The 15088-nt window shown below is 48.4% G+C and carries 13 protein-coding genes and 1 pseudogene; 11 read left to right on the top strand and 3 right to left on the bottom strand.

The features are described from left to right. Window positions 1-15 precede the first annotated feature (15 nt). The 6 genes and pseudogenes from ACYVC2_RS12590 to ACYVC2_RS12615 all read left to right on the top strand — a co-directional run. Window positions 16-1275: an MFS transporter gene (locus ACYVC2_RS12590; RefSeq protein ID WP_461102782.1), complete on the top strand. Its 1260-nt coding sequence runs from the start codon at window positions 16-18 to the stop codon at window positions 1273-1275. 195 nt (window positions 1276-1470) lie between these two features. After that, entirely contained in the window at window positions 1471-2139 is a 669-nt protein-coding gene (locus tag ACYVC2_RS12595; RefSeq protein WP_461102783.1) for a hypothetical protein, read from the top strand. A 5-nt stretch (window positions 2140-2144) separates the two neighbouring features. Beyond that, on the top strand, window positions 2145-3920 hold the full coding sequence (locus tag ACYVC2_RS12600) for an L-lactate permease (RefSeq protein WP_461102784.1): 1776 nt from the start codon (window positions 2145-2147) through the stop codon (window positions 3918-3920). 17 nt (window positions 3921-3937) lie between these two features. After that, on the top strand, window positions 3938-5851 hold the full coding sequence (locus ACYVC2_RS12605; RefSeq protein ID WP_461102785.1) for a malate synthase: 1914 nt from the start codon (window positions 3938-3940) through the stop codon (window positions 5849-5851). 26 nt (window positions 5852-5877) lie between these two features. After that, a complete protein-coding gene (gene leuB, locus ACYVC2_RS12610) occupies window positions 5878-6951 on the top strand; it encodes a 3-isopropylmalate dehydrogenase (RefSeq protein ID WP_461102786.1) in 1074 nt (357 codons plus the stop codon). 39 nt (window positions 6952-6990) lie between these two features. Then, a pseudogene (locus ACYVC2_RS12615) lies at window positions 6991-7564 on the top strand (NADP-dependent malic enzyme); the annotation flags it as partial. 5 nt (window positions 7565-7569) lie between these two features. Here ACYVC2_RS12615 and ACYVC2_RS12620 read toward each other — a convergent pair. From ACYVC2_RS12620 to ACYVC2_RS12630, 3 genes are all read right to left on the bottom strand, one after another. Next, window positions 7570-7833 carry a transposase gene (locus ACYVC2_RS12620; protein WP_461102787.1) on the bottom strand — a complete coding sequence of 88 codons (264 nt, stop codon included), beginning with the start codon at window positions 7831-7833 and terminating at the stop codon, window positions 7570-7572. Between the two features lie 189 nt (window positions 7834-8022). Beyond that, a complete protein-coding gene (locus ACYVC2_RS12625) occupies window positions 8023-8799 on the bottom strand; it encodes an aldo/keto reductase (protein WP_461102788.1) in 777 nt (258 codons plus the stop codon). Between the two features lie 59 nt (window positions 8800-8858). Beyond that, complete coding sequence (locus ACYVC2_RS12630) at window positions 8859-9872, bottom strand: aldo/keto reductase (protein WP_461102789.1); 1014 nt, start codon at window positions 9870-9872, stop codon at window positions 8859-8861. Window positions 9873-10023: 151 nt separating this feature from the next. Here ACYVC2_RS12630 and ACYVC2_RS12635 point away from each other — a divergent pair, with 151 nt between their 5' ends. From ACYVC2_RS12635 to ACYVC2_RS12655, 5 genes are all read left to right on the top strand, one after another. Beyond that, complete coding sequence (locus tag ACYVC2_RS12635) at window positions 10024-10176, top strand: hypothetical protein (RefSeq protein ID WP_461102790.1); 153 nt, start codon at window positions 10024-10026, stop codon at window positions 10174-10176. A 995-nt stretch (window positions 10177-11171) separates the two neighbouring features. Continuing rightward, complete coding sequence (locus ACYVC2_RS12640; protein WP_461102791.1) at window positions 11172-11888, top strand: serine hydrolase domain-containing protein; 717 nt, start codon at window positions 11172-11174, stop codon at window positions 11886-11888. Window positions 11889-12246: 358 nt separating this feature from the next. Continuing rightward, window positions 12247-12858 carry an outer membrane beta-barrel protein gene (locus ACYVC2_RS12645; protein WP_461102792.1) on the top strand — a complete coding sequence of 204 codons (612 nt, stop codon included), beginning with the start codon at window positions 12247-12249 and terminating at the stop codon, window positions 12856-12858. A 373-nt stretch (window positions 12859-13231) separates the two neighbouring features. Further along, on the top strand, window positions 13232-13522 hold the full coding sequence (locus ACYVC2_RS12650) for a hypothetical protein (protein WP_461102793.1): 291 nt from the start codon (window positions 13232-13234) through the stop codon (window positions 13520-13522). 679 nt (window positions 13523-14201) lie between these two features. Beyond that, entirely contained in the window at window positions 14202-14447 is a 246-nt protein-coding gene (locus ACYVC2_RS12655; RefSeq protein WP_461102794.1) for a helix-turn-helix domain-containing protein, read from the top strand. Window positions 14448-15088 lie beyond the last annotated feature (641 nt).

Genomic DNA, 15088 nt, shown 5'->3' on the forward strand with positions numbered 1-15088 from the left:
TCAAAAAACTACGCTATGCTTGAACCTATCACCAAACCCAAATTGTCAGTTTCGCCTTCGCTGCTGCGCCAACTGTTTCAGATCCCCGTTATTGTAGCGGCTCTGGGTTACTTTGTCGATATATACGATTTATTGCTGTTTAGCATTGTTCGCGTGCAGAGTCTGAAAGACCTCGGCGTTGCCGATGCGGATATGCTGCCTCAGGGTATCTATCTGATTAACACGCAAATGGCAGGTTTACTGGTGGGGGGGATTCTCTGGGGCATCCTGGGTGATAAACGCGGTCGACTCTCGGTCTTGTTCGGGTCGATCCTGATTTATTCGCTGGCCAACATTGCCAATGGCTTCGTGACCTCGGTTGATCAGTATGCCCTGCTGCGCTTCATTGCCGGGGTTGGTCTGGCCGGTGAACTGGGCGCGGGCATCACACTGGTAGCCGAAATTTTGCCCAAAGAAATCCGGGGTTACGGTACGTCGCTGGTGGCTTCGGTTGGGTTGTTGGGCGCGGTACTGGCTTATTTCATTGCCGATATGTTCGCCTGGCGGGTTGCTTACTTCATTGGCGGAGGGTTGGGACTACTCCTGTTGCTGATGCGGGTCAGTGTGTTCGAGTCGGGTATTTTTAGCCAGGTCAAGGAAAAAGAAACGGTATCCAGAGGTAATTTTTTGCACCTGTTTTCCAGTGGTCCCCAGTTCCTGAAATACCTGCGTTGCATTCTGATTGGGCTGCCCGTCTGGTTTGTGGCGGGTATCCTGATGACGTTTTCGCCCGAGTTTGGTAAAGCGTTGGGTCTCAGCGAACCAATAGTGGCTGGTAAAGCTGTCATGTGGGAATACATCGGGCTGGCTATCGGCGATTTGTCGAGTGGCGTTTTCAGCCAATACCTGAACAGTCGGAAAAGAGTACTGGGTTTATTTTTGGTATGGACGGCTTTGCTAGTGGTGGTGTATTTATACGTACCGTTTCAATCGGCTACCGCGTTCTATGCCATTTGTGTAGCCCTGGGATTCGGGGTAGGGTACTGGGCTTTGTTTGTGACCATTGCGGCTGAACAGTTCGGGACGAATCTGCGGGCGACGGTGGCGACGACGGTACCGAATTTTGTGCGGGGGAGCATCAACATCATGACGCCGTTATTTCTGCTGTTCCGAGACATGCTGGGCATTGTCAATGGGGCCGCTTTGTTAGGAGCATTAACTATTCTGACCGCTTTCCTCGGCCTTTGGAAGATGGAGGAAACCTTTGGTAAAGACCTGAATTTCCTGGAAGATTAAATGGCATAATCTCTTTCTGAAAACCTGTTTATTGGCAATAAGTGACCGGATGCTAATCGGGTCAGCTGTGGGAGCATTGTGGAAATTTACTGACTGTTTGACCTTGACTGTCCTATGAAACACGCTCGTTTTACCAAATTTCGGACTAGATCGATACGCCTGTCAAGGGGCGCAGCCGTAACGCTTATTTGCCCCATGACCAACTATCTAACCAGTATCGTAGCGGCTGGGGTCCAGTACATGCACAACAACCTCCGGCGTCGTCAACTGGGTAAGGGCACCACTGGTAGCGACTTCGACCTGACCGTGACTGATCAGACGTTCGGACGTGATCTGTATATGAAGACGAAAAATATTGCCTTCTTCGTAGAGAACTTAGTGTACATTACTCCCAAACTAACGCTAGCACCGGACTTACGTATAGAGGGGAGCGTCAGCGATATGCAGGGTTCTATTTCGTACTATGCGCCCGCTGATTTGCCGAGTAGCATCAGTCACTGTTTTGCTCTTTTGGACGTTAATGCGCAGTACCGATCCAATGCGACCACTAAATTCTATGCCGGAATAGCGCAGGCTTATCAACCCGTTGTCATCAAGGACATCATTCCGGGGTCGGTGTTAGAAAGGGTTGATAAAAATCGGAAAGACGCCTTTGGTTATAATTTCGAAGCGGGCGTTACGGGCAACGTCGGCTCGCTGCTGACTTGGGTGCCAACAACCTTACCAACAAACAATACGTCACTAAGCGCCCCACGATGTACCCAGGGGGCGGTATCTGGCCTTCCGACGGACGAAGCGCGGTGCTTTCGTTCGACATCAGGTTCTAATCAACGATTCACCAGAAAAGGCAGCAAACTGAACTGACGACAATGACCTGGATACAGCCCATTAATCCCCTGCACAATCTGACCCTGTCGGCGCTGGTAGCGTTCCTACCGATTGCTTTCATCTTTTGGGCGCTGATCATCCGAAAAATGAAAGGCTATCAGTCCAGCGTATTAACCCTGGCGCTGGCACTGGTTTTAGCGGTCATCGTTTACAGGATGCCCATACCACAGGTCCTGGCGTCGGCTCTACATGGCGCTTTATACGGGCTGTTTCCCATCTGCTGGATTATTCTGGGGGCGGTGTTTTTGTATAACGTAACCGTAGCCAGTGGTCAGTTTGAGATTATCAAGAATGTCATGTCGTCGATTACCCCCGACCGGCGACTGCAAGCCCTGCTCATTGCCTTTTCGTTCGGGTCTTTTCTGGAAGGATCTGCCGGTATGGGAGCGCCCGTCGCCATCACCTCCGCCATGCTGGTGGGTATGGGCTTTACGCCCCTGTACGCGGCTGGTATATGCTTAATCGCCAATACGGCACCCGTCGCGTTTGGCTCGGTCGGGGTTCCGGTAATCATCGCGGCCCAAGTGTCTGATTTGCCCGAAATGGCCATTTCGCAAATGATCGGCCGAACCCTGCCCACGTTATCGTTCATTATGCCCTTCTATCTGATTGGTGTTATGGCGGGGGTTAAACGGTCCGTAGAGGTTCTCCCCGCCTGTCTGGTAGCCGGTTTTACGTTTGCTCTTGTCCAATGGCTTACCGCCAACTACCTAGGTCCCATGTTGCCCGGTGTGTTGGCCGGATTAGCCTCCCTGATGGCGCTTATCCTTTTCTTACGGTTCTGGCAGCCCAAAACAATCTGGCGCTTCAGCGAGGAGCCGCCCGCGTCCACCGTCCCCCAGAGGTATACAGCGGGTGCCATCCTGCGGGCCTGGTCGCCTTTTCTGCTGATGACGCTCATGGTGGTTGCCTGGGGGCTTCAACCCGTTAAGGATGCCCTGAACTCCATTAGCACAGTAAAATTCATGATGCCGGGGTTGGAAAATGCGATCGCCAAAGAAGACGGGAGTCCACTACTGATCAAACCCTACGAATTTAATTACCTGTCCAATTCTGGCTTAGGGGTTCTGCTCGCTTCGCTGATAGCCATGCCGTTGGTAGGTATGCGCTATCGGCAGGGTACCCAAATTTTTGTGGCGACGCTGAAACAATTACGGTTTCCGGCCCTGACCATTGCCTCGGTTGTCGGCTTTGCTTTTGTGGTCAATAATTCAGGTATGTCAGCCACGATGGCGATGGCCATTGCCAGCACGGGCGTACTGTTTCCTTTTTTCTCCCCCGTATTGGGCTGGCTGGGCGTATTCCTGACCGGTTCTGATGCTTCGGCCAATGCCCTGTTCTGCAAATTACAGCGCACATCGGCCGAAGCCATTGGAATTGACCCGCTGATTACCGTGAGTGCCAATGCCACTGGCGGGGTAACGGGCAAAATGATTTCACCCCAGTCGATTGCGATTGGAACGGCTTCCGTTGGGTTATCCGGCCGGGAAGCCGAACTATTCCGATTTACTGTCAGGCATAGCTTCATTTTACTCTTTCTGGTTTGTGTGCTGACTACCTTCCAGGCTTACCTGCTCACCTGGATTATACCCGCTTACACGCAGCTCTCTACCGATGGCTCAACGGCCGTTTCGCAGGTAGCCAAAGGGTTTACGTATCTGCTTATCCTAGCCGCAACGCTGGCGTTAATTATTTTATCCGTCTTTCTGTTGAACCGTCAGTCATCTGGCCAGCCGTCATCGACAGCCCATCACTAATCTTCATGTATACTCCTATGCCAACAACATTCACCATCCGGCCCCATTTGCAGGACCGATATCCTGACGTGTATACACCCGAAGCGCTCGAGGCTTTAGCGGTTTTAGCCCCGTTCAATCAACGCATCAAAGCCGTTATGGCAACACGGCTGAAGCGCCGGACTGACCGCCAGCAAACCCAAACCCGCATTGGCTTCCTCGACCCGGAAAGTACGATTCCTGGTACCCAAATTAAGGTGAAGGACGCCCGCGACGGCAAGTTTGACGGCGCACCCATTCCGGCTGATCTGCAACGCCAGTGGATTCAGGGAACCGGACCAGCCGCCAAACCCAATGCGCCTATCGAAAATAGCATCCGCAATGTGGCCTACGCCCTGCTGTCGGGGGCTGATGGCTGGATGTTCGACGGGGAAGATGCTCTGGGACAGATAACCACCATGTCGCTCGACAACCAGCGGAATCTTAAACTGGCTATCCATAAAGACCCGCTCTTTCTATCCGTTGCCCGTCAGGTAGCCGACGAAATGAACCGCTGGGCAGAGCCATTTCTAGGCCGTAAGATCATCACCGACTGGGAAAGCCAACTGGATTTTACCACCAAAATCTTCCGGGCGCGGGGCCTTCACCTCGACGACCGCCACATCCGTGATGCCGACGGGGTAGCAATGGCCGCGTCAATTGTGGACCTGACGCTTTACGTCGTCAACAACTACGAAGCGCTTCAAGGGGCAGGTTCTTCTATAGTGCTCTACCTGCCCAAAATTCAGACTGCCGAAGAAGCGGGCGTGTGGAACGAATTGCTGAGTGCCCAGGAAACACATCTGAGCTTGCCTATTGGCACCATTAAAGTGTACGTACTAATTGAACAGTTAGAGGCTACTCATCAACTGATGGAGATTCGGGCGGTACTCGGTAAGCACTTTGTTGGCTTCAACACTGGCCGCTGGGATTACATCAACAGCGTGGCTGATGCTATGGCCTGGGACAAGAACTTCGTCAATCCCAACATCGAGGCCATTACCATGACCTACGGCTACATGCGAAATTACGAAGACCGCGTCCGTCGTGCGGTCAATACCCCCGACCAGACGGGCAATTTTGCACTCTGGCAGGGTGGTATGGAGCCCAACATTCCGGTCGGTTCAGAAGCCGGGGTGGCGGCCAGTATGGCAAAAGCCATAGCCGGGGCCGAGCGCGAACAGCGCGAAGGGGCCAGTGGTAAGTGGGTGGCTCATTGGAAAATGGTGCACATAGTACGGCCAGTCTGGGAAAAAGTGGGTGATGCCAACCAGCTAGGCCGTTCGTTCCCTCCATTGACGTATACGCAGCAGGATGCCGATGGGTTGATTGAGCTGGAGCCAGCTCCGCGCGACATTCGGGGAGCGCGTAACCTGCTGAGCGTGGCCTTACAATATGGCAACGCGTTTGGTCAGGGCATGCAGGCAGCCGCATTGAAATCCGCTGATTTCTTTGGTGACGACAATATTTTGTACTTGATGGAGGACATGGCCACGGGCGAAATCCGGTTGAGTATTCTCTGGGAGTGGTTGCATAAGAATGCCCGGCTAACCGAAAGCGATGAGGAGACAGGGGCTAAAGCGGGCGATGTTTTTACGGAAGATATATTCCATCGGTTGATGAAGGAGGAATACGATAAATTACTAAAGGCGTCCAGCAAGGATGTCTTTACTGATTCCAAAACGACGACGCTGCCCATTGCCTTAGAAATTGCGAAAGTTTACGTTCTCAACAACGTAAAGGCTCCCTGGTACATCGATCTGCTGAATATCAACCTGAACAACACGGACCTGACGGAAGCAAAACGCCGAATCAGTTTGTATATGGATACGTTGGTAAGCGACGGAAAACGTATCACCGAAAACCTTGATTTTGTCCTATCCAGCCAACCGGCTTCGGTTGCTGTATCCTAACCCCGTATTCAACGAGAGAAGAAAAAATGGCTACAAAACACATCATCATTGCGCCGGGTGACGGGATCGGTCAGGAAGTAACTGCGGTGGGCAAAAAAGTGCTGGAAGCGATTGCCGCCAAATTTGGTCATGAGTTTACCTACGATGACGTGCTGATTGGGCACGTATCCATCGTAGCTACCGGAAGTCCCCTGACGGACGAAGCCCTGGAAAAAATGCGGCAATCCGATGCGGTATTGTTTGGCGCAGTCGGGCATCCCGATTATGATAATGATCCCAGCGCACCCGTACGTCCGGAACAGGGTCTATTTCGAATGCGGAAAGAATTAGGTCTCTACGCTAACCTGCGACCGATCAAACTGTTTAATGAATTATTGGGAGCTTCCAGCATTAAACCCGAGGTATTGAAAGGGGCTGATATTCTCTTCTTTAGAGAACTGACGGGCGATGTCTATTTTGGCGAAAAGGGGCGGAAAAATGGGGGCGATACGGCGTTCGATATGGCCGAATACAGCCGCTACGAAGTGGAACGGATTGCCAGGAAGGCCTTTGAAGCCGCGCGCAGCCGCCGGAAAAAGCTATGTTCTGCCGATAAGGCAAATGTGATGGAAACCGGTCGTCTGTGGCGGGATGTCGTACAGAAAATGGCGCTGGATTATCCCGATGTAGCCGTCGAACACCAATATGCCGATGCCCTGGCGATGTTACTCATCAAAGATCCGCGCCGGTTCGATGTGGTGGTAACCGCTAATCTGTTCGGGGATATCCTGACCGATGAAGCGTCACAGATTGCGGGATCGATGGGTATGCTGGCCTCGGCTTCCGTCGGCGACGGGACGGGCGTTTACGAGCCGATTCACGGGTCCGCCCATGACATTACCGGCAAAGGCATCGCCAACCCGCTGGCGTCGGTCCTGTCAGTAGCCCTCTTGCTCGACATTTCGTTCGGTATGAAAGAAGAATCGGAGACGGTGATCCGCGCCGTTGAGCACTTATTAAAAGACAATTATCGGACCCGGGATATTGCCGATTCGGCGACACCTGCTGACCGAATATTAGGCACCGAAGCCATCGGTAAACAGGTGCTGTCCTACCTGTAAACTAAACGGAATAAAGTCGCTTCAAATAAGTCTCATTTTCTGCAGCAAGAGATACGCCGGGAAGATGCTCTGGCCTGCCACGCCAAACTGGAGGTTATTCCTACAAAAGAGTAAAGCACTCAGGCCGACTTATCCTTAGCGTATTCGTCGGGCGTAGCCGAACTCTGTCTGGCCATCGCTGAAAATCGGTAAGATGTGTATAAAAACACCGCTAAAGAAAACCTGGTGGCCGTCATCAGTAACGGAACGGCGGTGCTGGGTCTGGGTGATATTGGTCTCGAAGCCAGCAAACCGGTGATGGAGGACAAAGGGCTGCTGTTTAAATCTACGCGGATATTGATGTATTCGACATTGAACTCTATACCCAAAATGTCGATGAGTTCATCCGCATGGTGAAAATACAGGAGCCAACCTTCAGAAGAGTCAATCTGAAAGATATTAAAGCGCCGGAATTCTAGCCATTGAAGAACGGCTCAAGGCGGAGTTGTCAATTCTCATTTTGCCCGATAACCAACACGGCACAGCCATTATTTCGGCAGCTGCCCTGCTCAATGCACTGGTGATTGTCGGCAAAACGATTGATGACGTGACGATTTTGGCTACTGGCGGGGGCAATGCTTACACTACTTTCGGGTCTTTCTCTAAAAGTTCGATCTGTTCCAAAACTGCTACTGCGAGTTCCGCCAAATGGGCAAACACTTGATTTTTTAAGCTTCGTTTTAGCTGGCTCCATAACAACTCGACAGGTTTTAGTTCAGGACTATAAGCAGGCAAACGTTCTAAATGAATCCGACCGGGCTTGTTTTGTAGCAGAGTCTTGAGCGTTTCGCTGCGGTGGATGAAAACCCATCCGCTACGGCGGCCCGGCCAAATGACAACCAAGTCTGGTTTGCGATAGCGGCCACAAAGCTTCCAATATCCTCGCTAGTAAAAGGCTGGTCCTGCCCCATTACATACAAGGGGCCGTTGGGGGCAATAGCCGCAATCAGACCGCTCCGGCGGACCGTTTTCTGTAACAAGCGCCCAACTTGGGAAGGGTCATAACTGATATGAAAGGGCTTCTTGATAACTTCATTCTTTATCCAGCGATTTCATAGCTGTCATATCATCAGAAGACAACTCGAAGTCGAATACATTGAAATTTTCACTTATCCTTTTCGTATTTGTTGATTTGGGAATAGCCACGACTTCTCGTTGAATTAACCAGCGTAGCACCACTTGAGTAATGCTCTTATGGTATTTGCTTGAAAGCGCTTTTAACAGCTCATTCGTAAACAGACGGGCCTTACCCTGAGCAAAGGGTGCCCATGATTCCAACTGGATGCCTTGAGCCGTCAACGCTTGCTGCATGGCTGTTTTCTGGGAAAACGGATGCGTCTCCACCTGATTGACGGCCGGTGCCACACGATGCCGCTTCAGTAAATCCTGAATCTGGTCCATATTGAAATTACTGACACCTATCGCCCTTACTTTACCTTCTTTGTACAACTCTTCCATGGCTGCCCAGGAGGCATTTACGTCGCCCTGCGGCAGATGTATCAGGTATAGATCAATATAGTCAAGCCCCAATTTTTTCAGCGATGTGTCAAAGGCACTCTTGGCTAGTTCATGCCCAGGAGCCGCAGGCAAAAATTTGGTGGTCACAAAGATGTCTTCTCGCTTGATCTTACTTTTTTTAATCGCCCTACCCACCGAGTCTTCATTATGGTAGGCTGCCGCTGTATCGATCAGTCGGTAGCCAATAGTTAATGCATGGAGCACAGCCTGCTCACACGCTGAACCGGTTAGCAAGTACGTGCCAAAGCCAAGCAGCGGCATTTTTATGCCGTTATTTATTGTTACGTTCATCAATTTATATCTATTGTTTAGAAGCCATGAGAAGATCTATCATCTTGATTATGATATGCTTACTTGCCTTGTAGGTTTGCCAGGATTGCCGGATAGCGCTCTCCCTGTAGGCTGATGGTGTCTAAAGCCTGATTGATGGTGGCCACATCATCCTTGGTTAAGGTAATGGCTGAACCGCCTATATTTTCGGCTAAGCGAGACATTTTTGTGGTTCCCGGAATCGGTACAATCCAGGGCTTTTGGGCCAGCAGCCAGGCTAAGGCGATCTGCGCTGGTGTGGCCGCGGGTCCCCGCCGGGACATTCCGGTTGCGTTATGTTCGGTGGCAATCTTGACCACAAGGTCAACAATGATTTGATTCGCTTCGCGGTTTTCTTTGCTAAAACGAGGCATGACATTTCGCCAATCGGTCTTCTCGAATTGGGTGTCCGCATTCATCTTGCCCGTTAGAAATCCCTTACCCAACGGGCTAAACGGAACGAAGCCAATGCCCAATTCCTCAAGCAACGGAATGATCTCTTTTTCCGGTTCGCGCCAGAACATGGAGTATTCGCTTTGCAGGGCGGTCACGGGCTGTACGGCATGCGCTCGGCGTATACTTTGCACGCCGGCTTCACTCATCCCGAAGTATTTTACTTTGCCCTCGGCAATCAACTCGCTTACCGTTCCGGCAACGTCTTCAACAGGCACATTCGGGTCTACCCGGTGTTGATAAAACAAGTCGATATAGTCGGTTTGCAAATAGCGGAGCGAGTTTTCCGCCACCTGCCTAATGCGTTCCGGGCGACTATCCAACCCATCGGTATTCCGGCCGTTTTTAAAGCCGAACTTGGTAGCGATGATTACTTGATCACGTACATGGTGCAGTGCTTTTCCTACCAACTGTTCATTAGCACCTTGTCCATACACTTCTGCGGTATCAAAGAACGTAATGCCCGATTCATATGCTTTTTGAATGAGGGCAATGGCATCGGTCTCATTTGTTGCCGGACCATACCCGTGGCTTAGTCCCATGCAGCCGAAACCAAGTTCGGAGACGGCTAATCCTGAGGTTCCTATTTGTCGTGTTTTCATGTTGGATGTTTTGAGCTGCAAAATTGTGGCGGCCGGGCGAGCCATCCTGTATACAGATTACGGGTTTCTCTACCATTATTACTGATTGAGAAGGCCGGTAGGATAAGGGCCTATCGGAACCTGTAAGTTTGTCCTGATAAACCAAGAAGGCATGGAAGAGATTGTGAAAATCAGCAGCATCGCGCAGTACAATAGTATGCGGGGCGTCCCGACCCAACACCCGCTGGTGGCGGTGATTGAGCTCATTGACAAAGCCCTGATGGAATGCTACATTCAGACATGGATACCTTCTTTGTATCAGTAGAACGCCTTGAAAACGAAGCGCTTATAGGTAAGCCCGTTATTACAGGCGGAACGCCATACCTTAGTGTATTCGCAGCTCGCCAATTTGGTGTATACGGGAGTTTCAGTGTCCTCGAATTTCAGTTCACAGTTTGAAGCACTCTATAAAACAACTTTATTCACGACTTGTGATACGTTTGATAAACGTTCCTTTAGCAAATGTTAAATCCTGAATATCTGCTTTTTTCTAAGTTGTAGCCGTTTGGTTTAACGACACGTACATACCTGGGAAACATATTCGTAAACATTTTACTCTTCATTCTCAATCAGGAGTGTTTAATGAGAATATAAAATACAGTTTCCAATTTGTGCTAACTTTCGGTATGAATAGAGCAGAGCCGAAACCATCCTAGCTGAGCTTGTCCAGTCAGTAGAGGGTACCACTGATGCATCATCCATTCCATACGTGATGAAAGGATGTCGAGAGCCTGCTTATGCCATCGAGCAATATTCTGGGGGTAATAACCGGACAAACGAGGGGACAGGTTTAGTGGTGGATACTTTGAGGCAGCAAATGCCCACTTCAAAACTAATTCACCCAGTCATTCTTCGCATTCGCACCAATTCTAAATTCCCTTTGCTAATGCGGTAGTTGGGAACAATCACGGAAGGCATTCAGGCAATTGTTGGCCGTAAACCAAGTCAGTTTCTGGACCTTCAGGACGACAAAGGCCAAGCTGGCGATCAACTCATGCTTTTCCTAGTCTATTGGTTGAAAGACATTGCATAGAAATCGGTACTGTCTAGTATAGGTTAAAGGCTTTAATTAGCTAGTGTTTGAATGTTCTTTTCAGGAGGAGTTCGTGAGACGCTGGCTATTTGTCTCCAGTCTATTGGTAACAGGTGCTTTCCCAAAAAAAGTGCTGCTGAAGATCGTCTCTAAATTTCACTGTAACCTTTTTGGGTTGGCAGAGTTTCCGCTCAATTCATCCTATACGCCCACCCAACATAACCGCTATGCGTTCGATTGCATACCGCATCCTGCTGTTTATCAGTCTATATAGCCCAGCCGCTTTTACGCAGCCAGTAGCCGATTCGACAAGCCGACAAGTGGATGTCCTTTTTTCCAAATGGGCCAGCCAGCAGGCACCGGGTTGCGCAGTTGGCATTGTTCGGGGTGCTCAACTGGTGTATGCCAAAGGATTTGGTCTGGCCAATCTGGAACATAAGCTACCCATCACACCCAACAGCGTCTTCTACATGTGTTCCGTCTCCAAGCAATTTACAGGCTATGCCATTGCCCTACTGGTCCAGGCCGGTAAGATCAAGTTAACCGAGGATGCTCGACTCTATCTGCCCTGGTTAGCCGACTTCGGTCATTCCATAACGGTTCAGCATTCACTGAATCATACCAGTGGCCTGCGGGACGATATCTCATTGGCCGAGTTTTACGGCCTCAATCTGGACGGGGTACTCACCCAGGAACTGTCCCTCCAAATGCTCAAACAACAGCGCACCCTTAACTTCGTTCCGGGTGAGAAATTTGCCTATTCCAACTCGAACTACGTTCTACTGGCCGAGATCGTCAAAAAAGCCAGCGGCATGTCCTTCAAAAAATCCGGTTATACATACTTCGCAAAACGATTAGTTCGAATGATTCGATTGCCGTTGTATTCGGTCAAAAGTATCTTCATTTTCGCAACCGGCTATCTAGTGATAGGGGAGATTGACTGATGACTTCTACCCCCGCAAAGAAAGCATGTTGGGGATGCAACAACAGATTGTAAGACATCTCTAAGATGACCGAAGGCTCCTTCTTTTTAATCAGGAACGGGCGGCAATTACGCTGAATCGACGGGGTGGGTAGCCTGAGCGTCAACATCCATGGCCGCTGATCTAGGACAAATAAGGTACAATGTACATTGATATAAACCAGCCACGAGAGCGAAGTATCTGGTAGGAGCAAAAACAGAATCAGGGTTTAGGCTGTATGATTTAATAGTTTAGTTATATTCATCTCTAAGCCCATTACATCAATTGGTAACAACCGGTCAAATTAACTCAGCGTGTTTGACGATTAATCGCTTAACTGATGAAACTTATCCTACTTTTTACGCTCTTATCGAGCGCAGTCGTTACACGTATAGCCGCCCAAAGCCGAGTGGCAATTGCGCCGACCTATTGGTTCAGTTATAATCCCTACTCATACCAACTCAACTATACGTTTAACGGGTCGACAAGCCAAACTCCCATAGCTGGACACGATATAGTTTCAGCCGTTGGTTTAACACTCCGCTATCGGTTTACCCCTCATTGGGATGTATCCCTGGGCGGCTTTTATTACCGGGATACCAATCATATCAAGACTCCGCAGAGTCCGTACAACGAGTCTACATCTTTCACCAGTAAGGGATGGCAACTACCCGTTATGATCAACTATCGGTTGACTGAGCATCGATTATCTCCCTATTTTTCCGCTGGTGCTATTTTTAGCAAGAGTACGACCTTTACCGAACGCCCCCTTACGACCGATGGGGTGGTAGGTGTTGGTATAATCTATCGAATCAATTCAGACTTGTTGCTACTGCTTCAACCCACGGCTAGCTACTCTTTTTACCGGCCAGCCAGCGACGATTTTTACTCATTCACCAGATACAGCTCTTACAGTCTTGGTATTCAGACTCAACTAATCTGGTATTTTTGAGCCTGAGAACCATCGTTTTTTCTAGCTTTAGATTGTACTATTCTCAGTGAGGCAGTATAAGCAATGTCATGTTGAGGGAATATTCCTAGATCACCCCCCTAAATAAGCCCTGAAAATAGACCCGATTGTCATTTACAAAGGGGAATGGAAAGGAGAGCATTGCGTTTAGGGAATATCCGTAGATTAACCCAACTGATTGCGAGTAAAGTGCATTTTGAAATGACTTCTGATCAGCAGAACGTGTAATTATACAAAATAAGAAATGGCTGACATAAGTCTTAAACGACCTATTAATCTAAGCTTTAACTTGGTAGACTGGGATTCAACTCTACCTTCCTTAAACGTTCAGGTGGACATATCCTCAAAGCCAGACATGGCATCTGCTTTCCAGTTGAAGTTAGCTAGTGTATGGTTCTTTTGCAGGGTATGGAATGAATTCACCACTTCTCTTTTATCTGGTCAAACGGCTACGTTGACAGATATGGACAGAAAGCTAACAATTCAAGTTACTTCAATAATCGAGGGTTCTAAGCTAATCATTACATACAGAGCAGAACAGTATCAAGATGATTTTGATACTAATATTGAATTGATTGCCAAGCTCGATCAGGATTCAGTTTCGATTTGGAAAGAGCAATTTAAAAATCTACCTAAATGGTGGTAAGTTAACATAAATGTAATTATAGAACTGGTCTTTAGAAGTGCCATGCTTGGTCAATCAGCCAAGCGTGGCACTTTGCATTATTTTTAGTTTCGGATCTAAAAGTAAATTAAAAAATTTAATGTAAAACATTAAATAATATTTGTTTTGTATTAAATTTATATACCTTTGGGTAGTCTAAACCAAACAGCTATGAAAGCTATCAATACTACCTTTTGGATAATCGCAGTCCTCATTGGACTGCAATGTTTGTTGTTCCTCTACAGGGGGTTTTCAATAATTGGCGATTACACAGGCGTATTAAGATGGATGTGGGTTTTCAAAATCCTTACTTATTTAGGCATAGTTATAATGGGATTTCTCGTCTTTAGAATTAAAAAAGCGCTGAATATAAAAGGGTTTTTGATGCGCAAAATGTTAAACAACTGCGCTCTTTTGGCTTTTTAGCTTTAGGAGTCGCTATCGTCAACTCACTGGCTAATGCCGGAATGAGTACATGGCATTATTATAAAAAGGAAGTCAGTTTCGAACAGGCACAGGGGAAGTTTATTTTCTATTTTGCTGAGCATGTATTTGACCATTCACTGATTGTATACGTATTAGTCTTATCTATTTTGTTGTTAACCCATTTTACTCAAAAAGCCATTGAGGTAAAGAGTGAAAACGAAGCTTTCATATAAACGTGAATATCATAGTCAATTTAGACGTCATGATGGCTAAGAGAAAAATGTCTCTCAATGAGCTATCTCAGAAAGTAGGTATATCGAACGTAAATTTGTCAATTCTTAAGACTGGTAAGGCTAAGGGGGTACGTTTCGATACCTTGGCTGCTATCTGTAAGGCATTGCAGTGTCAACCAGGTGACGTTTTAGCGTATGTTGATAGTTCAGTATCGGATGAATCATCTGTATTGATAAATACTGTTTAAGGTGTTAGATCAGACTCAATAGACGCATATGCTGAGATGATGCAAAAGTGCCACGGTAAGTCTATCAGCCAAACGTGGCACTTTTCAAACTGCAGAAATAAGTGTCACAGTTAGCATCGTAGCGAAAGCCTAACCGCATTACTCATAACCGCGTCAAAACGCTTCAAGCGATCTTGCGTTGTGTCAACTATGGTCAGCAGATTACGACTGTCGCGCCGATAGGCCGAACCAGCCTGAATATGAGTAATAACGTGCTGAGCGGCATCCACGCTCTACGCTAGCCATATAGGCTAGTTGACGAGGTTTTCCCACGGTCCGGCCTTGCGGTTTTAAAGGCAATACGAGCCTCAGGGTCTGTGTGACTATAATGGGTGAGATTGCTCAGCATTTGACCGGGCGTCGATGATTCAAGCGAACAACTTGTCCACTTTGACTTATGGTTCGATGGCGATAAAGCCGATTTGGAAATAGTTGTATTAGTGAACGAAATCTTAAGCAATTATTCTTTGTGGTCCAGTTCCCTAACCTGATGGTCCTTTTTTCAACAGCCACAGCACTTACGCAACAGGATTCGAATAGGAAATACAGCTCATCTCAGTGAAGATTTTAGCCCCTCCCTGAGGCACTTTTTTCTACTATTA

The sequence above is a fragment of the Spirosoma koreense genome (assembly GCF_054777875.1).